This window comes from Aeromonas sp. A35_P (assembly GCF_002259925.1).
GTDB classification, from domain to species: Bacteria; Pseudomonadota; Gammaproteobacteria; order Enterobacterales; family Aeromonadaceae; genus Aeromonas; species Aeromonas dhakensis.
On the sequence record NZ_NEVB01000022.1, the window covers coordinates 26224 to 47297 of the forward strand.

18 protein-coding genes are annotated in these 21074 nt (G+C 63.6%); 3 read left to right on the forward strand and 15 right to left on the reverse strand.

The window, feature by feature from the left end; all coding sequences use genetic code 11:
- Positions 1-180: 180 nt before the first annotated feature.
- From CAK78_RS02130 to CAK78_RS02140, 3 genes are all read left to right on the forward strand, one after another.
- Entirely contained in the window at positions 181-1497 is a 1317-nt protein-coding gene (locus CAK78_RS02130) for an MFS transporter (protein ID WP_094696201.1), read from the forward strand.
- A 133-nt stretch (positions 1498-1630) separates the two neighbouring features.
- Positions 1631-2347, forward strand: a complete 717-nt coding sequence (locus CAK78_RS02135) for a MarC family NAAT transporter (RefSeq protein ID WP_176452639.1) — start codon at positions 1631-1633, stop codon at positions 2345-2347.
- Positions 2348-2507: 160 nt separating this feature from the next.
- Complete coding sequence (locus CAK78_RS02140) at positions 2508-2711, forward strand: hypothetical protein (RefSeq protein ID WP_005308127.1); 204 nt, start codon at positions 2508-2510, stop codon at positions 2709-2711.
- Positions 2712-2831: 120 nt separating this feature from the next.
- Here CAK78_RS02140 and tldD read toward each other — a convergent pair whose 3' ends face one another.
- From tldD to CAK78_RS02215, 15 genes are all read right to left on the reverse strand, one after another.
- On the reverse strand, positions 2832-4280 hold the full coding sequence (tldD, locus tag CAK78_RS02145) for a metalloprotease TldD (protein WP_176452637.1): 1449 nt from the start codon (positions 4278-4280) through the stop codon (positions 2832-2834).
- A 149-nt stretch (positions 4281-4429) separates the two neighbouring features.
- Entirely contained in the window at positions 4430-5251 is an 822-nt protein-coding gene (locus tag CAK78_RS02150; RefSeq protein ID WP_094696205.1) for a carbon-nitrogen hydrolase family protein, read from the reverse strand.
- A gap of 19 nt (positions 5252-5270) precedes the next feature.
- On the reverse strand, positions 5271-5858 hold the full coding sequence (locus tag CAK78_RS02155; protein ID WP_094696206.1) for a nucleotidyltransferase domain-containing protein: 588 nt from the start codon (positions 5856-5858) through the stop codon (positions 5271-5273).
- Positions 5855-6187: a Dabb family protein gene (locus tag CAK78_RS02160; protein ID WP_094696207.1), complete on the reverse strand. Its 333-nt coding sequence runs from the start codon at positions 6185-6187 to the stop codon at positions 5855-5857. Before CAK78_RS02160 ends, CAK78_RS02155 begins: the two co-directional genes overlap by 4 nt.
- A 34-nt stretch (positions 6188-6221) precedes the next feature.
- Entirely contained in the window at positions 6222-10124 is a 3903-nt protein-coding gene (locus CAK78_RS02165; RefSeq protein WP_176452638.1) for a YhdP family protein, read from the reverse strand.
- The gene (gene rng / locus CAK78_RS02170; RefSeq protein ID WP_094696208.1) at positions 10125-11594 is read right to left on the reverse strand and encodes a ribonuclease G; all 1470 of its coding nucleotides are present in this window, start codon (positions 11592-11594) and stop codon (positions 10125-10127) included.
- 193 nt (positions 11595-11787) lie between these two features.
- A complete protein-coding gene (locus tag CAK78_RS02175) occupies positions 11788-12375 on the reverse strand; it encodes a Maf family protein (protein WP_094696209.1) in 588 nt (195 codons plus the stop codon).
- A gap of 51 nt (positions 12376-12426) precedes the next feature.
- Positions 12427-12912, reverse strand: coding sequence for a rod shape-determining protein MreD (gene mreD, locus CAK78_RS02180; RefSeq protein WP_094696210.1), 486 nt, complete (start codon positions 12910-12912; stop codon positions 12427-12429).
- The gene (mreC, locus tag CAK78_RS02185) at positions 12912-13805 is read right to left on the reverse strand and encodes a rod shape-determining protein MreC (RefSeq protein ID WP_094696211.1); all 894 of its coding nucleotides are present in this window, start codon (positions 13803-13805) and stop codon (positions 12912-12914) included. The genes mreD and mreC overlap by 1 nt, the downstream gene beginning before the upstream one ends.
- 42 nt (positions 13806-13847) lie before the next feature.
- Positions 13848-14888 carry a rod shape-determining protein gene (locus tag CAK78_RS02190; RefSeq protein WP_005308111.1) on the reverse strand — a complete coding sequence of 347 codons (1041 nt, stop codon included), beginning with the start codon at positions 14886-14888 and terminating at the stop codon, positions 13848-13850.
- 204 nt (positions 14889-15092) lie between these two features.
- Positions 15093-18731, reverse strand: a complete 3639-nt coding sequence (locus tag CAK78_RS02195) for a DUF6701 domain-containing protein (protein WP_094696212.1) — start codon at positions 18729-18731, stop codon at positions 15093-15095.
- On the reverse strand, positions 18731-19201 hold the full coding sequence (locus CAK78_RS02200) for an MSHA biogenesis protein MshP (protein ID WP_094696213.1): 471 nt from the start codon (positions 19199-19201) through the stop codon (positions 18731-18733). Before CAK78_RS02200 ends, CAK78_RS02195 begins: the two co-directional genes overlap by 1 nt.
- Entirely contained in the window at positions 19191-20021 is an 831-nt protein-coding gene (locus tag CAK78_RS02205) for a PilW family protein (RefSeq protein ID WP_094696214.1), read from the reverse strand. Before CAK78_RS02205 ends, CAK78_RS02200 begins: the two co-directional genes overlap by 11 nt.
- Positions 20021-20581, reverse strand: a complete 561-nt coding sequence (locus tag CAK78_RS02210) for a type IV pilus modification PilV family protein (protein WP_025202353.1) — start codon at positions 20579-20581, stop codon at positions 20021-20023. The genes CAK78_RS02205 and CAK78_RS02210 overlap by 1 nt, the downstream gene beginning before the upstream one ends.
- Positions 20568-21059 (reverse strand): type II secretion system protein, encoded by a 492-nt coding sequence (locus tag CAK78_RS02215; protein ID WP_094696215.1) that lies wholly within the window; start codon positions 21057-21059, stop codon positions 20568-20570. Before CAK78_RS02215 ends, CAK78_RS02210 begins: the two co-directional genes overlap by 14 nt.
- Between the last annotated feature and the right edge of the window lie 15 nt (positions 21060-21074).

Here is a 21074-nt window from a genome sequence, read left to right on the forward strand (position 1 = left end):
TTGGTTGTCATTCGCCCCGGGCGCGGTGCCGCCCTCGCCTTGCTGCACCAAAAAGCTGCAAGACAGTGTTGCGAATTGTGCGATTTACAGGTCGGGATGCAAAAGCATACCCTCGGTAGTGAGCGTGTCCCCGCAAGGATGGGGAACAATAACTAAAAAGACGATGGGAAACATAAGGATATGACGACAGTCACGCAAGCTTACGACCACAGCCGTCCCCTCAACCGACAGGACTACAAGACCCTGAGCTTGGCGGCGCTGGGCGGTGCCCTCGAATTTTACGACTTCATCATCTTCGTCTTCTTCGCCGTGGTGATCGGCGAGCTGTTCTTCCCGGCCGACATTCCCGAGTGGCTGCGCCAGTTCCAGACCTTCGGCATCTTCGCCGCCGGCTATCTGGCCCGCCCGCTGGGCGGCATCATCATGGCTCACTTCGGCGATCTCATCGGCCGCAAGCGGATGTTCACCCTGAGCATCATCATGATGGCGCTGCCCACCCTGCTGATCGGCCTGCTGCCCACCTACGCCGTGCTCGGCATCGCCGCCCCCCTGCTGTTGCTGCTGCTGCGGATCCTGCAAGGGGCCGCCATCGGGGGTGAAGTGCCCGGCGCCTGGGTGTTCGTCGCGGAGCACGTACCCGCCCGCCGGATCGGGGTCGCCTGCGGCACCCTCACCGCGGGATTGACGGCCGGCATCCTGCTCGGCTCCCTGGTGGCCACCGCCATCAACCGCGGCATGAGCCCGGGCGAGGTGAGCGACTGGGGCTGGCGTCTGGCCTTCGTGCTTGGCGGGGTGTTCGGCATCGTCGCCATGTACCTGCGCCGCTGGCTGCACGAGACCCCGATCTTTGCCGAGATGCAGGCCAACAAGGCGCTGGCGGAAGAGCTGCCGCTCAAGACGGTGCTGCGCAGCCACAAGGGCAGCGTCGTCGTCTCCATGCTGCTCACCTGGCTGCTCTCCGCCGGCATAGTGGTGGTGATCCTGATGACCCCCACCTACCTGCAGAAGGTGCACGGTATCAGCCCGGCCGATGCACTGACCGCCAACTCGCTGGCCATTCTGGCCCTGACACTGGGTTGCATCGTCTACGGCCGGCTCATCGATGCCCTCGGCAGCGGCCCCACCTTCATGCTGGGTTCATTGCTGCTGGCCGGCGCCAGCTACGCCTTCTATCACGGGCTGGTGAGTGACACCAGCCAGCTGGTGCCGCTCTATGTTCTGGCCGGTTTTGCGGTAGGGATCGTCGGCGCCGTGCCCTACGTCATGGTCAATGCCTTCCCGGCGGTGGTGCGCTTCTCCGGGTTGTCGTTCTCCTACAACGTGGCCTACGCCATCTTCGGCGGCCTCACCCCCATGCTGGTGACCCTGTGGATGAAGAGCGACATGCTGGCCCCCTCCCACTATGTGGTTAGCCTGTCGGTACTCGGCTTTGCCATCGGCCTGTGGCTCTGGCTGCAGCAGCGCAGTCAGCGCCAGAGTGCGCCGCAGGCCGCCTGAACCCTCCCGCCCCGCCCAGTGCGGGGCTTTTTTCATACCGCCTGTGTTCAGGTTGGCCGACTTAAGATAGCCTCCCTCTCGGGCCCCTCGACGGCCCGGAACTACTCCGCCCCCCAGTCATTCGAGGTTCATGATGTTCTTTCAAGTCGTATTTCTCGCCTTGCTGGCGCTGCTGCCCATGGTCAACCCGCCCACCACGGCCACCCTGCTGCTGGGGCTGAGCAAGGGGATGTCGCGCGAGCACGTGCGCCGCCAGATCAACCTGGCCGCCATCTATCTGTTCTGCACCCTCTGCGTCAGCTTCTTCATCGGCTCCTCCATCCTGGATCTGTTCGGGATCTCCATTCCCGGCCTGCGCCTGGCCGGCGGCCTCATCATCGCCTTCATCGGCTTTCGCATGCTGTTCCCGGCCCCCAGCCAGGCGGACGGGGTCGACATCAACCAGAGCATCGCCTTCGTGCCGCTCACCATGCCCAGCATGTGCGGGCCGGGTACCATGGCGCTGGTGATCAGCGGCGCCGCCCAGATCGCCGAACTGCCGGACGAATACAACCGCTTAACCATCTATGCCGCCATGGTCACCGCCTTCGCCCTGATGAGCCTGCTCAGCTGGGGCGTGCTCAAGCTGGCGGATCCGGTCTGCAAGATCCTGGGCGCCACCGGCATCGACGCCATGACCCGGATCATGGGCTTCTTGCTGGTCTGCATGGGCATGCAGTTCTGCATCAACGGCATCAAGGAGGTGGCGCAGGATCCGGTGTTCCACAGTACGCCGGCGGTACAAATGGCACCCGCGTTGCCACACGCATCCGGCACCCTTGATCAACTGCAGGATCCGCGCCAGCCCTGACTGAAAACGGTGTCATAAAAGCAGAAAAATCGGCGCTGATCTTGCGCCTGATCAGGTTATTGATACAAAAACCGGCTAGTGTGTTTTTTGTACAGAGTCGATTCAGAGTGTGCTTGCTAGGTTAATGGACGGACACCCACTCACTTCAGGAGATGTGCAAATGGAAAAGATGCTGACCGAGATTGGAAGCTACAGCCTGTTTCATGAATATCTGAACGTGGTCGGTGCCGCCAGCCCCGCTCTGACCCGGATCAAGAGCCGGTGGGAGTACAAACAGAGCGATCGTCTGGTTGCCCAGATCAGGGTCGACCAACAAGGCAACGCGCGCTTTTTCATCGACGCCCGCGCCATTTCAGTCAACTGACCGAGCTTCGCATCTGCAGCCCCGGCCCTTGCCGGGGCTTTTTGTTTCCCCTGACCCTGGATAGCAAAACCCCGGCACCTGGCCGGGGTTTGGCGATCACCGGAGTACCGCTCACTGCCCTTACTGGGTGCCGCCCACGGTGAGCTGATCCAGCTTGAGGGTGGGCTGGCCGACACCGACCGGCACGCTCTGCCCCTCCTTGCCACAGACCCCGACCCCGCGATCCAGCGCGAGATCCTTGCCCACCATGGAAACCTGGCTCATCGCCTCGGGGCCGTTGCCGATCAGGGTCGCCCCCTTGATGGGCGCGGTGATCTTGCCATCCTCGATGAGGTAGGCCTCGGAGGCGGAGAAGACGAACTTGCCGGAGGTGATGTCCACCTGACCGCCGCCGAAGTTGGGGGCATAGATCCCCTTCTTCACCGAGGCGATGATCTCGGCCGGGTCGTACTGACCCGCCAGCATGTAGGTGTTGGTCATGCGCGGCATCGGCAGGGCGGCGTAGGATTCGCGGCGGCCATTGCCGGTGAGCGGCACCCCCATCAGACGGGCGTTCTGCTTGTCTTGCAGATAGCCCTTGAGAATGCCGTTCTCGATCAGCACGTTGTAGCCGCCCGGTGTCCCCTCGTCGTCGATGGAGACGGAGCCGCGCCGACCCGGCAGGGTGCCGTCATCGACGATGGTGCAGTGCCTAGAGGCTACCTGCTCGCCGATGCGACCGGCAAAGGCAGAGGAGCCCTTGCGGTTGAAATCCCCCTCCAGACCGTGGCCCACCGCCTCGTGCAACAGCACGCCGGGCCAGCCGGCACCGAGCACCACCGGCATGGTGCCGGCCGGTGCGTCGATGGCGTCGAGGTTCACCAGCGCCTGGCGCACCGCTTCGCGCACATAGCCAAAGGCGCGGCTCTCCAGCCCGTCCAGCTCGAGGAAGTAGTCGTAGCCGAAGCGGCCACCGCCACCGGCACTGCCGCGTTCGCGACGATCGCCCTTTTCGGCGATGACGGTCACCGAGAGGCGCACCAGCGGACGCACGTCGGCGGCCAGGGTGCCATCGGTGGCGGCCACCAGCACCTCTTCATAGACGCCGCTGATGGAGGCCATCACCTGATTGATGGCGGGATCCAGGCTTCTGGCAAACTTGTCCATCTGCTCCAGCAGGGCGATCTTCTGCTGCTTGTCGAGGGTCTGCAACGGATCCAGCGCCGGGTAGAGCAGGTTTGCTTCGGTGCGAGCCCACGCCTTCACCTTGCCCTGCGCACCGGCAGCCGCGATGCCACGGGCGGCGGTCACCGACTGTTGCAGCGCCAGCAGGCTCAGCTCGTCCGAGTAGGCGAAGCCGGTCTTCTCGCCGCTGACCGCGCGCACCCCCACCCCCTGATCGATGTTGTAGCTGCCATCCTTGACGATGCCGTCCTCCAGCATCCAGGACTCGTGCCAGCTGCGCTGGAAATAGAGGTCGCCGAACTCCACCTGATGGCTCATCAGGCTGCCGAGCAGTTGCTGCAGGCGCCCTTCGTCGAGATCGTTCGGGGCCAACAGGGAGGCACTAACCTGGCTCAATAGACTCAATCTTTCTCTCCACTCTCGATGCGAGATGTCGTAACGGTTAAATCCCCGACCCTGGGTTCACTTGGCGAAACGTCAGCGGACGTCCAACCCACCATCGGGTTTGCAAGCGTCCGATCCCCCGCCACAGGGCGAATCGAACCTGCACATGTTCATAGCAGACGGGCATGGCCCAGCACCGGCATGGTGCGTTGCAGTTCGTCGACAAGACCTTGGTCCAGCGGTGCCAGCACGGTGCCGCGCCCGCTGTCCAGGCTGGCCAGCACCCGACCCCAGGGGTCGATCACCATGCTGTGGCCCCAGGTCTGGCGCCCCGTCTCATGGGTGCCGCCCTGGTTGGCGGCCACCACATAGCACTGGTTCTCGATGGCGCGGGCCCGCAGCAGCGGCTCCCAGTGCGCCTCGCCGGTCACGGCGGTGAAGGCGGCTGGCACCAGCAGCACACGGGCACCGGCGCGGGCCAGCCGGCGGTACAGCTCGGGAAAACGCAGATCATAACAGATAGAGAGGCCAAGGGGACCAAACGGGGAGTCCACCAGCACAGGCTCCTCGCCGGGGCTGAAGGTTTCCGATTCCCGGTAGCGGCCGTGATTGTCCGCCACGTCCACGTCGAACAGGTGGATCTTGTGGTAGTGGCCCTTGCGCTCGCCGCTGGGATCGAACACCAGGGTACTGGTGTGGATATGGTCGGAACCGGCGATGGTGGTCGGCATGGCTCCCGCCACCAGCCAGATGCCATAGTCACGGGCCCACTCGGCCAGCTGCTGCTGGATCGGCGCAGCTCCGCCCAGATCGGAACCTATGGTCTCGGCTCCGTCCAGATACCCCTGCCGCTCGCCAAACAGGGCGAAGTTCTCCGGCAGCAGCACCAGCAGCGGCCGCTCCTTGGGCAACAGGGCCAGCTCGGCGGCGATCTGCTCCCGGTTATCCTGCCAGTTGCGGCCCGATACCAGCTGTATTGCGGCTAACCACATGGTTCTCTCCTTGTCCACGTTACTCGCGATCCACAATAATCGGGTCCTTATCCATTTCTGCCAACAGTTTACGCAGATGATGCCTGACTAATCCCCGTTGGCCCCGTTCCGCCCATTTGAGGCAGTCGAACAGCTCCCACACCAGACCATCACCGTTTCCCATGTAGGCAGGGAAATCCCAATGGCTGGGAGCAGGCCCCGCGACCTCCAGTGCAGATAGCGAATGGGTTTTATCAAAAAGAGGCATGTAAGGCTTGGCAAGCGGGAAACCGGCATCGCGATCAAGGATATGGATCTCGATGCTGGACATATCCAGGAAGATATAGCGCCAGTAGGAACAGACATCTTCATGTCTTCCTTGCCAACAGTGGAACACCGCACGTTCACCGACAATGGAACGAACCAGCGCTTCCCCATGCTGATGAAAACCCGGCTCGGCCAGCAACAAGAGATCGACATCGGATACCCGGTCAGCCGTGCCCTTGGCAAGCGAGCCAACTACCACCCCGGCAGCAATGGCGGGATGGGCTTTGCCATGTTCCACCACTGCCTGCAGCAGTGCGAACTGAAGCGGCGGAATCTTGGCCCAACGAGCCTCGTCCATCATGACTGCGACCCTAGCGTGACCGCATCGCCGGCCTGCAGGGTGTAATCCAGCACTATGATGCGTTCCAGCACCGGGCGGAAGATGGCCTTGAGGGCATCGTGATCCGGGTGGGGCAGATAACGTTGACGGGCAGCCTCATCGGCAAAGGTCATCAACACGCTGTGGGTGAAGCCCTCTGCCCGCCCCTCCGGGCTGTCATCCCGCCCCCACTCCACCGCCAGCACGCCGCTGACCTGATGGGGGATGGCGAGAAAGGCGGCGCGCACCGCGTCTATCTGAGCGGGCTGGGTGCCCGGCTTGAAGGCGATCAGCAGGATATGTCGGATCATGGCTCACTCCTTGTGATGGTGCCGGGCCGCTCGTTCAGCGCTGGGCGGGACCGGCGTGCTTGGGGCTGAGCAGGAAGGGGGCCACCTCCTGCGCCGGCAGGTTGGGGGCCACCGCATCGACCGCCTCCTTCTGCTGCTGGTTGAGCTTGATGCGGGCCCGATCCCGTCCCGCCTCGATCAGCTTGGGATCGTCGAGCGGGCCTGAGACCCGGAAATCGATGCGGGTGACCACGTCTACCACCGGCTCCAGCAGCTTGGAGAGCGCCAGCACGTAGAGCCCGGTGATCGGGGTCAGCGAGAAGACTGCCACCACCGGCAGGGTGCCGCCCAGGTTGGGGGAGAAGCTCAGCTCATAGTCGAGCCGCCAGCGCACCAGATCGGCAATGCCCTCGCCACGCAGGTTGCCGGCCGCCCCCTTCATGTAGAAGTCGCGGTTGTCCACCACCCCCTGCTTGATCCTGGCGGAGGCCGACATGGACTCGAAGTAGAAGCCCTTGTCGAACACATCGCGAAAATCGAGCCGCAGCTTGCGCAGCAATGAGTCGAGGCTGAGCAGGGAGAGCAGTCGCGCCCCCTTGTCGTTGACCTCGCGCAGGGTGCCCCCTTCCAGCTGGTAGTCGGCGGTGCCGCTCAGGGTCGGCACGTTGGGCCGGTAGGGCACGTCGCGCCAGCTCAAGTCCAGCGCCATCTTGCCGGGCGCATCGCCGATGGGCGAGGTGTAGCCGAGCCGCTTGAGCAGCAGCTCGCTGTTGTTGCTGCTGATGTGGGCGCGGGCACGGGTCTGCATGCCGTCCGCCCCGGCCAGCCACTCGGCGCTGCCGTTCAGCTGGCTGCCCGCCAGCCGCATCTCCAGCCCCTTGAGGCTCAGCTTGTCGGCTCCCGGGATCAGCTCACCCTTCACCTCGCCCAGCGGCAACTCGCCGAAGCGGCAGTCCACGCAGCTGAAGGTGAGCCAGGGGATGGCATCCATGATGGCCTTGTCCTGTCTGGCATCGGGATCCGGACTCAGATCCGAACTCTTGCCGGACCAGTAGATGCGGGCAAATTTGGCATCGATGGGCTGCCGCTCGGACACCGGCAGGCGCACCACCCCCATCACGTCAGGACTGTCGATCATCACCTCGGTGGCCTGATTGACCGGCCCCACGGTGAAGTGCACCGCCTTGAGGTTGGCACTGCCGATGTCGGCGCGAGCCAGGCGGCCATCCACCCACCACTCCTGCGGCAGGAAGGCGGGACCGACCACCGCATTGCCACTCGGCGCCGTACTGGCCGGCAGCCACTGCTTGAGACGGGCCAGCCAGCCACCGACATCGGCTTGCTGCTGGTTGATGGCGAGCAGCATGGGCCGATCGCGCAGCACCCGGGCGCCGGGCTGACCCACGTCCACCCGCACCCGGCTGAGGTAGGGCACGCCGTCGCCGTACACCAGCCGGCTCTGCATGTCCACGTCGGCCCCCAGCACGGCGCGGATGTCGGCACTGCCGTCGCGGCCACGGGCGGTCACCTTGAGCGGCAGCCGGCTGTCGGCCGCCTTGGCGAGCGGCGCGGGCAGATCCAGCGCCATGCCCTGCAGGTTGGAGTCCAGCGCCAGCTGGAAGCTGAACGGCTGATCGTTTGGCAGGGTCAGCCCCAGGCTGCCGGCCCAGTTGCCGCGTCCCTTGAGGATGTCCAGCGCCGGGATGTCCTGACGCTGGCGGCGGCTGTCCCACTGCCCCTTGAACTTGAGATCGACCTGATAGCGGTTGGGCTGCTGGCGGCCCTGATAGTCGAGGGTGAGCGGCTGGTTCCACAGGCTCGCCTTGAGGTTGCTGAAGCGGGTCTGTTCGTTGTCATACTCGAGCCGCCCCTGCACCTGCTCCAGCGGCAGATCCAGGCTGGTGACCCGCACCTTGTTGTTGCTAAACAGGGCGTCGCCGCTCGCCTTGACCTCGCTCTCGCCATCCAGCGGAATATCCAGCTTCACCGAGCCCTTCATGGGGCCGCGGATCTCCACCTCCCGCAGCGCCTGACCGACCGAGCCGCCGAGCGGCGAGTCCTGCAGATAGTCGCTGATGGCCTTGCCCTCGCCCTCAACCTTGGCGTCCACGTAGAGGTGGGCCCCCGGGTAGAGATCCGGGATCCAGGCATGCACCGAGTCGGAGCTGGCCTTGCCGAGCCGGGTGGCGCGGCTGTTCATGTCGAGGCTGGCGTTCTGGAACAACAGATCGATCTGCAGGTCGGTAAGCGGTTGCCAACCGGGGAAGAATTCGTAGGAGGCCTGCTGCAGCGGCACCGCCACCTGGAAGATGCCCTCACCCTTGCGGTAGGGGAAGTCGCGGAACTCGCCGTACCAGAGCAGGTCAGCGCCCTTGGCCTTGCCCCCCTTGATGGCCCCGCTCAGGTAATCCACCAAGCTCTTGTCCATCACCTGCAGCGGATAGTAACGGTCGGCGTTGGCCGCATTCTTGACGTCGATGCGACCGGTCAGGGCGAGGAAGGGGTGCTCGAACAGATCGAGTCGAAAGCGGCTGGCCAGGCTCAAGTCCGGGTTGTCCAGTACCAGATCCTGGCCATAGAGCACCCAGCCCTGCGGCACCTGCCACCAGTCGAGCCGCGCCGAGAAGCGATCGACGGGGATCGGCTCCTTGAAGTGGCGGGCCGGGTCAATGGCATCGTTTGCCAGTTGCAGCCGGGCGCTGCCGCCGGTCGGGGTGAGCCAGAACTCGCCGTTGAGGTCGCGCACGCCGGGCACGTCGCGCCAGGCGTTGACCCGGATGTGGGAGAGCTGGCCGCTGACGGAGAGCCCCTGCCAGCCGGCATCCGCCTGCAGGATCAGATCCTCTATCTTGCCGGTCGGGCGGGTGCGTTTGAGGGTCTCGGTCAGTTCAGGATAAATCCCCGATACCAGCTGGCTCAGGTTGGCGATCTGGTCCAGATCGATGGCCGGCACATAACCCTGGATGCGATCGCCGACTCGCTCGAGCTGCAACCGGCTATGCAGCCAGGGCTTGCCGTCGAGCTTGAAGGTGACGTCGTGGCTGGCAAACTGCCACTCCTTGCCGTCCCGGCGCAGCTGGATCTTGCCCCCCTGCAGCCCGAGCCGGTGCAGGTCACCCTGTTTTTTTTCATCCTGCCAGATCAGGTAGTTGTCGCCAAACGCCAGCAGCGAGTCCCCCAGCTGACCGGCCTTGAACTCGCTCCAGAGCTGGAAGTCGAGCTGGCCGCTCACCTTGGGCTCCCCGGCATGGGTGCGCGCCAGCATGGGGCTGATATCGAGCTGGCGGGCCCCCAGATAGAGCTGGCCCTTGAGCCGATCGAGCCGTACCTGGGGGGCATCCACGTCGACGATGAGATCGAGAGTGCTCTCGCCCACCCCGTTGATGAGATAGGCCTTGCCGACCCCCTGATGGCGTTTGCCGCGGTTCTGCCAGCGCAGCTGGGCGATGTCGAGGGCGCGCACCTCCCCCAGCGCCGTGGTGAGGCTGAGGCGGGTGTCATGGATATCGAAGGTGGAGAGCTGGGTCAGCAGAAAACGCAGCAGGGCCTGCTGCTGATCGCTGCCGTCGCCGGTTTCCGGCTCCGCAGGCTGACTCAAATCCAGCGCGATGTCGCCATCGCTCAGGATCAGCTGACCGAATACCGGCTTGAGCTCGTTGAGGGAGCGCCAGAAGTCGAGGTGGGCCCACACCTTGCCAAGGCGCAGGGCGAAGCGACCCGAGTTCGGCGCGATCACCAGTTGCTGCAGCTCGAGGGCCGGGCCGCGCTGGGTCCAGTCCAGCCCGATGCGATCGACGCTGGCCTCCAGCTTGCTGTCGGCCAGCAGGGTATCGAGCAGCGCCTGTCTGTGCTGATTGAGCAAGGGACCGCCAACGCGCACCAGACTGACCAGGATGGCCAGCAGCACGAAGAAGACCCCGAGGGCCAACCAGCCCCGACTCAGCCAGCGATAGACCAATTACATCATCACCACGTCGAACTGCTCCTGCCCGCAGAGCGGCTCGCTCACCACCCTGACCTGCTTGCCGATAAACACTTCCAGCTCCGCCAGACTGTGGGACTCCTCGCCCCGCAAGTAGTCGGCCACCGCTGGGGCGGCGTAGACGGTGAACTGATCCGCGTCGTAGGCCCGGTTGACCCGGATGATCTCCCGCAGGATCTCGAAGCAGACCGACTCCACCGTCTTGACCCGACCGCGCCCCTTGCACTCGGGGCATTCGGAGCAGAGCACGTGCTCCAGGCTCTCGCGGGTACGTTTGCGGGTCATCTCCACCAAACCGAGCTGGGAGAAGCCGTTGACGTTGGTCTTGGCGCGATCCTTGGACAGCGCCTGCTCCAGGCTGTGCAGCACCCGGCGGCGGAGATCCTCGGACTGCATGTCGATGAAGTCGATGATGATGATGCCGCCGAGGTTGCGCAGGCGCAGGTGGCGGGCGATGGCCGCCGTCGCCTCGACGTTGGTATTGAAGATGGTCTCTTCCAGATTGCGATGGCCGACGAAAGCCCCGGTGTTGATGTCCACCGTGGTCATGGCTTCGGTCTGGTCGATGATGAGGTAGCCGCCGGATTTGAGCTCCACCTTGCGCTCCAGCGCGCGCTGGATCTCGTTCTCCACGTCGTAGAGATCGAAGATGGGGGATTCGCCGGAGTAGTACTCCAGCTTGCCGGCCAGCTCAGGCACGTACTCCTCGGTGAAGCGCTTGAGCTGATCAAAGCTCTGGCGCGAGTCGACCCGGATCTTGTCGAGCTCGGCGCCGACGAAGTCGCGCACCACACGGAATGCGAGGCTGGGATCCTCGTAAAGGATCTTGCAGGGCGGGTACTTCTGCTTGCGCTCCAGGATCTTGCGCCACAGGCGCTTCAAGAAGGCGGCATCCTGCTCCAGCTCCTGCTCACCCACCCCTTCGGCGGCGGTGCGGATGATGTAGCCACCCAGCTCGTCCACATAGCCGGCCACGGTACGTTTGAGGCGCTCGCGCTCAGCCTCGGACTCGATGCGCTGGGAAACGCCGACGTGGGCACTGCCCGGCATGAACACCAGATAGCGGGAAGGGAGGGTGATGTCGGTGGTGAGACGGGCGCCCTTGGTGCCCAGCGGATCTTTCACCACCTGCACCATGATGTCCTGCCCCTGGCGCACCAGCTCGGCGATGTTGCCGGCCTGGAACTGCTCCTTCTCCTTCACCGCCACGCACTCGGTGTGGGGGACGATGTCGGAGGCGTGCAGGAAGGCCGCCTTGTCCATGCCGATATCGACGAAAGCCGCCTGCATGCCGGGCAGCACCCGGCTGATCTTGCCTTTGTAGATGTTGCCCACGATGCCGCGCTTGGCCTGACGCTCCACGTGCACTTCCTGCAGCAGACCGTTTTCGACCAGGGCGACCCGGGTTTCGGAGGGGGTGACGTTTACCAGCAGTTCTACCGACATAAGTTACCTTGCCTTTCTAGTTTTAAATTCTGGCAGCCAAACCGGCGCGCAACCGGTGAGTAACGCAGTAAGAAACAGCCGGCGGTTGTCACCGACCTATGCCTTGCCTGTGATGGCTTCAAATTCTGGCCGCCCTATTCGAATGCCATGCCGGCCAGCGAGGCGGGCGGCGCTGACCACGGCGGCGACGGGATTAGCGGACCTGATCCAGATGATGCTTGATCAGCAGATCCGTTTCCAGCAGGGGCAGGCCGACCACGGCGCTGTAGCTCCCCTCGATGCGGCTGACGAACTTGCCGGCGATGCCCTGGATCGCATAGGCGCCGGCCTTGTCGCACGGCTCGCCGGTACGCCAGTAAGCCTCGATCTCGGCCTCGTCCAGCTTGCGAAAGGCCACGTTGGTGGTGACCAGCCGTACGTCGCAGCGCTCCGGAGTGGCCAGCGCCACCGCCGTCATCACCTGATGCACCTTGCCGGAGAGCGCCTCCAGCATGTCTTTGGCATCGAGCAGATCGGACGGCTTCTCCAGCACCCGGTCACCCAGCACCACTATGGTGTCGGCCCCCAGCACCGGCAGCGCCGTGGGCGCGGCGGCCACGCCGGCCATCGCCTTGTCGCGTGCCAGCCGGCACACGTAATCCTGGGGCTTTTCGCCCTCTTCCCGCTGCTCCGGCACATCCAGCTTGAGGACTTCGAAACGGTAACCCAGCTGGGTCAGCAGTTCGTGGCGGCGGGGCGAGCCCGAGGCGAGATAGAGTTGCAGTTCGTTGTGCTTGTTCATAATCGTTTGATGAGATGAGGTACGGTTACAATTAGTTGTTTTTACTCACATTCACTTGATATTGAAGCGTTGGCGCACCTTGCGCAAGACCAGAAAAACCCAGGGCCATATCAGCATGGTGCTCAGGGTCGACCAGAAGTAGGCAAAATTGAGGCTGGCCCGGCTGAACAGGTGCTCGGCCCAGAAGATGGTCACCTTGCCCACCAGCGAGAGGCCGCCGATGATCAGCGCCTGTTGCCAGAGGGAGAAGTTGCGGATCTTCTGGAACTGGAACGCCGCCAGATAGGTGGTGATGGCCATCGCCATGGCCCGCACGCCGAGGGTGCTGCCAAGCAGCACGTCCAGCAGCAGGCCCGCCACCCAGGCGGTGCCGACGTTGGTCCGGTGCGGCAACGCCAGCGCCCAGTAGATGAGCACCATGGCGAGCCAGTCAGGCCGGAAGGGTTCGAGCTGGAAAGGAAGCGGCAGGATCGACAGGCTCAAGGCCAGCAGGATCGAGATCCAGATCCAGATCCTGCCGCTGGCGGGTTGTAACATCAGCGCGTCGCTCCCGCAGCAGAAGGCGCCGGCGCGGTAGCCGGGGCCTCTTCATCGTCATGCACTTCCGGTTTCTTGTCGGTCCACAGCAGCAGCAGATAGCGCAGGCGGTCCAGCGCCACCAGCGGCTTGGCCTCGACCTGGGCGAAGGGCTTGCCCTCCACGTAGTCGGAACGGGTCACGGTCGCCACCGGATACCCTTCCAGGAAGCGGCCGCCGAGGCCCGAGGTGACCAGCAGATCGCCGACCTGCACGTCGGTGTTGCGCGGCAGGTTGCGCAGCTCCAGCTTGTCGAGCTCGCCGCTGCCGGAGGCAATGGCGCGCAAGTCGTTGCGCAGCACCCGCACCGGGATGCCGTGGCTGGAGTCGGTGATCAGCAGGACGCGGCTGGTGGTGGAACCCACGTGCAGCACCTGACCTATCACCCCCTGATCGTTGATCACCGGCTGGCCGTTGTAGACACCGTCCAGCGCCCCCTTGTTGATCAGCACCTGATGGCTGAAGGGGTCGGAATCCACCGACAGCAGCTCGGCCACCATCTTGCGGGACTCCTTGTGCACCGGCGAACCGAGCAGTTCGCGCAGACGCTGGTTCTCGTGCTCCAGATGATCCATCTTGAGCAGGCGCGAGCGCAGGGTGAACAGCTGTTGTTCCTGCTGCTTGGTCTGCTCGATGAGGCCGGCCCGGGTCTGCACCTGGGTCGACATGGTATCAAGCAGGGTGCCTGGCGCATTGGCCATGTATTGCAGCGGGCTGACGAGTGAGCTGAGGTAGACGCGGACGTGGCTGAACACACCGAAGCGAGAGTCCGCTACGATGGCAGCAATGGAGATGATGACGGCGAGAAACAACCGTAACTGAAGCGAAGGGCCTCTACCAAAAATGGGTTTCATGGGTCGTCAAAAAAGAGCCGGCACGCTGGCCGGCTTTGGGTCTTATTCGTAGTGGAACAGATCGCCACCGTGCATATCGATCAGCTCCAGCGCCTTGCCGCCGCCACGGGCCACGCAAGTCAGCGGATCTTCGGCCACCACCACAGGGATGCCGGTCTCTTCCATCAGCAGACGGTCGATATCTTTCAGCAGGGCACCACCACCGGTCAGCACCATGCCGCGCTCGGAGATGTCGGAAGCCAGCTCGGGCGGAGACTGCTCCAGCGCCACCATCACGGCGGAGACGATGCCGGACAGCGGCTCTTGCAGCGCTTCCAGGATCTCGTTGGAATTCAGGGTGAAGCTGCGCGGCACACCTTCGGCCAGGTTGCGACCACGGACTTCGATCTCGCGCACCTCTTCTCCCGGATAGGCGGAGCCGATCTCGTGCTTGATGCGCTCGGCGGTGGCTTCCCCGATCAGGCTGCCGTAGTTGCGGCGCACGTAGCTGATGATGGCTTCGTCGAACTTGTCGCCGCCGATGCGGACGGACTGGGAGTAAACCACACCGTTCAGGGAGATGATGGCCACTTCGGTGGTACCACCACCGATGTCCACCACCATGGAGCCGGTCGCTTCGGAGACCGGCAGGCCGGCACCGATGGCGGCAGCCATGGGTTCATCGATCAGGTAAACCTCGCGGGCGCCGGCACCCAGAGCGGATTCCTTGATGGCGCGACGTTCCACCTGGGTGGAGCCGCACGGTACGCACACCAGCACACGCGGGCTGGGGCGGAAATAGTTGTTGTCGTGAACCTGCTTGATGAAGTGCTGCAGCATCTTCTCGGTCACGTAGAAGTCGGCGATCACGCCGTCTTTCATCGGGCGAATGGCGGAGATGTTACCCGGGGTACGACCCAGCATCTGCTTGGCGGCATGACCGACAGCAGCGACCGATTTGGCGTTCCCGCGCTCTTGGCGAATGGCGACAACTGAGGGTTCGTTAAGGACGATCCCTTGATCTTTTACATAGATCAGGGTGTTGGCAGTTCCCAAGTCGATCGACAGATCGTTGGAAAAGACGCCTCTGAGCTTTTTGAACATGGCTACGGGAAATCCTAAGAATTTGGAGGTGCAGAAAACCGGCTAACTTTACCAATGCCCACCCCAATCGGCAAGCGCTCAAACTGTCGCCAGCCCATCGGGCGCGACAAAAATGCGAGTCATCACTCACCCGCACAAGCCGGCAAACGCTAATAAACAAGGGGATAGGGGGTCGGCGGCCAGCCAGCGCCCCCGCAGCCCCGCTCAATGCATCACTTCGCGCCGATAAATAATTCTGTCATTACCGCGACTTGAGCCGAAAATGGCCTCCCCCTGCAGGGTCTGGGGATCCAACAGCCAGAGTGGCTGTGTCGGCTGTTTCGCTAGCTCCACCCGGTAGGGAATGCGCACCGCCATCTCGGGTTTGCCAAACTGCAGCAGGATTTCGCCATCTTTGGCCACCGCCGCCATGCCGCCAGGTGGCGAGCTGCCCAGCCCCAGCTTTATCTTGCGATTGCCCCCTATGTTGAGCTCGCTGCTGGCAGTATCGAGGCTCTGGCCTGCGCCCGAGAAGCTGAAGCCCTGATTGGCAAGCGACAGCAGGGTGCATTGATCCAGCCTGTTTTGCTGCCAGCCACCGGCCTCGTAATACTGCATCTGCTGCGCCACGGCCAAGGCGGCCGATGCCACCCCTGTCTCGGTCTTCGCCAGCAGCCGGCCGAAATAGACCTGCATCGGCACTGTGTCGATCAGGCGGGCGTTGCAACTGCCACCACTGCAGTCACCCACCACACCGTCGTTGAAATTGGGCATGGCGATCAGGCTTCTGTCGCCATCGTTATCCCGCATGTAGAGGCCAAACAGCAGCGACTTGTAGGGGCCATCCGGCTGGACGTCAGACACGCGAACAAACTCGCTGCTGCCCGTAAAGGCGGCTCGTCCATCGAGCCATGGCAGCGGCTGCAGGCTGCGCAGGCGGCTCGACAAGGTCTTGCCATCCTTGTCGTTGGCCACGGTGATAAACGCACTGCCCTTGGCGAAATCCCCCTTGTAATTCGCCGTCTGGGCACCGGCCAGGTTGCGGGCGCGCACATCCAGCGCAACCCCGAAGGGCTGCCCCATATAAGAGAAGACATTGCAGGCCGGCACTATGTCGCCGCTGACCAGCTCGAAGTCGGCCGGGATGAAGCGGCCCACCGGCTGGCTCTGGCTCGGCGGGACTGTGGTATTGAAGTAGCCGTTGGTCGGCGGGGTCGCCGTCAACCTGAACACCCCCACCTCGCTGACGCTCTGCTCTATGCTGGTCGTCCCGTTGGCGGCGGCACCATGGTCATAGCTGGTTTTACCCAGGCTGGCGGTACTGCCCGGCGTCGGCGCCACCAGGGTATTGCTCAGGGCGATGCCGCTGAGCGAGAAATTGGGGGTCGCGAGATTGCCGGTGCAGATGTCGCCGTCGTTGACTGACTCCCAGGCCACCGCCTTGATGTCGACCTGAAATGACTCTCCCGCCTTCTTGAAGATCGGACAGCTGGCATAGCTGCCCGTACATGCTGCTGCGGTCGTGATGCAGAGCCCCACCGGCCGCGCCACAAACGCATCCGAGCCCAGCATCACCAGGCCAGCTTCACTGCCGGTGCCGTCGTAGCGGGCATCCAGCTGAACCTTGCCGGCATCCGGATAGGTGACCGTCATGCTCGACTGCCCCTGGGCATCGAAGCTTAGAGAGAACGCAGTGGCATTGCCCTGGCTGGTGCCGATCACGCTATTGTTGACGCTCATTCTGCTGTTGTAGGTGTTGCTGGCGGGCGAGACATAGCTGCTCCAGAACTTGATGCTCTTGCTCTGGTTGGCAAACCCGGGCACGCACTGCTTGGTCACGTCGCTCTTCTTGACCGCCTTGATGGCCACCGTCTGCGGCTGGTTCGAATAGGTGTCGGGCACATCGAAGATGAAGCCGCTGTCGGCAAAGGTGAGGGTGCAGGCGGCGCTGCTCAGCGCCCCGCCACCCGAGCGGCAGAGGGTGGTGCTGAGCGGCTTGGTCGAGGGCGTCGAACCGCTGACCCCCACGGTGACCGCGCCTGCCGTCGTGTTTCTGAGCTGCAATGTTGTGCTGCCGCCGCTGAAGTTGACTACGTTGCCCCCGACCCAGCCGCCGCTGGTCGTCGCGGTGGGGAGCAGGGTCGCGCTGACCGGGTCGGTGATCAGCACGCTGCAATCCGGGTTGGCACAGGCCCGGATGGTGAGAGTTTCCGGGTTGCAGGTCAGCGCATTGCCACTGTGGTCAAACTCGAAATGATCGATCTGGGTGCCCACCGTACTGGATCGCAGTGCACAGATCCGCACGTTGTCTATCTCGTGGTAGTTGGTCACCGAGCCGGTGGAGCCGGTCAGCGACAGCAGGAAATTGGCCGGCACCGCCGCCTGACCGGCCTGGCTCACCATGTTGAGGGGGCCGATCAGGGAGCTGTAACCAGCCCCGGTATCCCGCTCCACCGTGGCCAGCGAACTGCCAGCCACCCGGGAGTCGACCGTGATGCGATAACGGTGGGGACGGTTGCCGTTGGTGCCGCTGTCGACGGTCGGGCTCAGGTAGCTGCCGGTACCGGCGAGATAGTTGTAGCCTGAGGTGCCAGACCCGGAACCGCGGATGGAGACTGCCTGCGGCCGCGACCCCAGGTTGGTACTTCCCCCCTCGTTGGCATAGTTGCCGTACTCATCGAGCCCGACCCCGAGCCAGCCGCCGGCAAAGCCGCTGATCCCGGTCTTGTAGCCATAGCCCAGCGGGCCGCCGAAGGCCCCCGGCTGCGGCGTCAGGGTCGAATCGGAGAGCACCACCGCCATGCCGTCGGCCCCGCTCGTGCCAGAGGTCTTGTAGGCGTATTGATCGAATTCGATCGTCACCAGGTTACCGGCCCCAGGAAAGAGGCGCTGGAAGGTCGCCGAGGTGGCCTGATCGGTGACGTTCTGGGTGAGCCGCAGGCGGCCATTCTGCACCGATGGCAGAGTACTGTTGTTGCGCTGGGCCACCACCCAGCTGTCCGGGTTGATCTGGCCGCTGTCGAAACCGTCGGTAAAGCAGGTCAACGGCGGCGGCACCGAGTAGTCGTTGATGCTGGACTGGGCATCCATGCTCAGGTAACCGGCCGTTACCCTGCCATAGACGGTGGCATTGTTGTTCATGGTCAAACGGCCGTCAGTGTAGAGATAGCCATAAAATGTGGTGGCGTTATCGAGCACCATGTTGCCGTAATTGACCCAGACAAGGCTCCCCTGGCCATTGCTGTTGACGCTGACCGTATTGAGCAGGGTGACGTCCTGATTGACAAAGATCCGGGTTGTGCCGCTACCGGAGAGGCGAATGGTCACGTTGTCGATATTCAACTTGTCGATGAAATAGTCACCGTCCCCCAGTATCAGAGTCGCCTTGTTAAGCAGAGTCAGGGTCTTGATCTGATACGAGCTGCGACTTGGGAAGGTCATGGTGCAGCCGTCCACTGTCATGGTGCGATAGGCAGCGTTGGAGGCAGTTTGAGCGCCTGATGAGCAAGTCAGGTCGTTGCTGGCAGCTATGGTCGGGAACTTGTTGTTGCCTGTCAGCGCAAGGCCGCGGATATCGCTGCCGGTGACGGCGCAGACCTTGTAACCACCCGCTCCGTTATCGCAACGGGGAGTATTGTTCTGATCCGGCCGGATGGAGCAGAAGTTGAGCGGCAACCCGCCGGTACCGTTGATCTTGGCGTTGTTGAGCTGGCTCAGCTGATAGCCGCTGATCTGGTGGCAAACATCGTTGTTGTCGTCATGATGACCCTGCACCACGGCCGGAAAGAAGGTGCCGGTATCGATGGGATCGAAGGCCCTGACCTGGCTAGTGAAGAGGGCCAGCGCCCACAACCATTTCATCATCAGCCTCCGTCATACGCTTCGACCATCAGGGTGCGGCTCACCCTGAAGTCTGGACTGGCACTGGTCAGGTCATTGCGCAAACCGCAGGTGCCGACACTCTCGAGCCGATAGCCGGTGCTCGTCACGTTGTTGTAGCTGGTCGCCAGGGTGCGGCACTGCACCACCGCCTGACAGTCCACCAGCCCGGGGTTGCCGGCGAAACTGATCGTCCTGCTGGGTTCGCACTGTGCCGGTGGCTGGGGCTGGGCCGCCGTCCGGTTGGGGAACAGTCGATAGAGCGCCAGCTCCAGCCCGCTCTGGGCCGCCAGCAGGGCGCGCACGCTGCGCACCTCCACCGTGTTCTTCTCGCTGCTGTCGAGCAGAAAACGCTCCATGACCGCCGCCAGCATGGCCATCACCACGATCACGAACAGGGCGATCAGCAGGGCACTGCCCCCCATCTTCTTGCTCTGGCGCCGCTCAGGGAACATTGAACACCCCCAGCTTGTGGTTGAAGGTGACCGCTTCCCCCTTGCGCTCGAACACCAGCCGCACGCCGAACTCCCCTTCGCTGTTGAAGGTCGTGGCCTCCCGATAGAAAGAGCCCGCCCGCAGGGAGTCGGCTATCAGGATCCCCAGCGGCATGGCCGTGCTTGCACCATTCAGCGCCATGCTGGCACGGTACATGGAGCCCGCCTGCACACAATAGCGTACCTGTTCGCGGGCAAAGTAGACCCGGCTGCCAGGGGAGAGGCCAGCCAGACTCTCGGCCGCGGCGTAGCGCAGGGTCTGTGCCCCCGAGACCGGCGCCAGCACTTCGGTGACCCTGGCGACGCAGCGCCCGTACTCGCAACCATTGCTGAGCGAAGGCTGGTTGGCATCGGGCAGCGGGAAGACGGCCAGCAGATCCCCCACCATGACTGCACTGGCATCCGGGCTTAAGGGATCGACGGCCGAGGCGGGGGTGGCCATCACCAGCTCCAGAGTGGTTGTGCTGCCGGACACATTCCGGTTGAGGGCGATGTAACGGCTGGAGGTGCTGATGGGCCAGAAGCGCAGGCAGGGACCGCTGTCGCTCCAGCTGCCGTCCAGGGTCTCGATGCGCTCGGAGCCCGGCAACGCATTGCGTACCTCGCGGTTGAGCCGCTCCATGGCGAAGCGGGCATCGCTCATCAGCTGCTCGCGGCTGCTGGCATCCCCGTAGATCTGGCTGCCGATGCCGATAAACTGGCTGGCGAAGGTGGCCATGATCCCCAGCAGCAGGATCACCATCACCAGCTCGATCAGGGTAAAACCGCCCGCCGTCCGCATCAGTAGTTGCCCCGATAGAAGGAGAAGTCGAGCACGCTCTCATCCGGCAGTTTGATCTGCAGGTCGATGCGCTTGCCCACCGAACAGGGGGACGCACAGCTCTTGAAGGTGCCATCGCTGAAGTCGACTGGGCTCACCGCAATCCTGACCTGATAGTTGCGATACTCGTCGCTGGCGATGATGCCGCCGCTCTGGGTGTAGAAGCTGGCATCCTGCCAGCTGCCGGCGGTATCGAAATCGTCCACGTCGTTAAACGCATAGGGGGTGGGTTCGCCGTCCGGACCGTAGCGGGTCGAGCAGGCCGCAATGGTGACACCGGCCACCACTTCCCCACAGCGATAACGGCCGCCGTTGTGATCCGACTGCTCGTCGAACGACTTTTGCTGGATCTCGCCGGCCAGTCGCTGGGCCAGCTGAGCCGCCCGCACCTGCTGTACCGGATCCACCGCGCTGGGGGCCTGGTTGACGAGCAGACCCAGGATCCCGGTCAAGGCCACCGCCAGCAGCACTATGCCGACGATGAGCTCAATCAGGGTAAAACCGCGATCAGGGGCTCTCATGAATGAAACCCTCCGACTCGATCTTGATGCCGCCCGTCTCCTGGCCATCGCTGACCCGCAGGGTGCAGCCCGTGGCACAGCTGCCGAGCGGTCGGCCCATCTGATCAAAACGGATCACGAAGCTGCTGGCGTTATTGAGGGAGACCGTCATACCGGCGGAAGGGGTGACCAGGCGGCCACGGGTGCGCTGATTGTCGCTCCAGCCGGTCATGGGGCCGGGAGCCGGGCATGCCGCACCGGCAACCGCCTGAGTGATATGGGCAAAACGGGAAGCCTCCACCACCAGCTGGGTACAGCGGTCGGCGGGTTCATGCATGTTGATGGTCTGCACCAACCGCAGCCGGGTCAGCAGCTCATCACGCAGGGTTTGGGTTTCAACGCCGCCTTTGCCCAGCCATTTGGGCACGGCAAAGGCGGCCAGAATCCCTAGCAACAGGATCACAATCACCAGTTCAATCAGGGTAAAGCCTCGTTGCATTCTCACCCCCTGTTC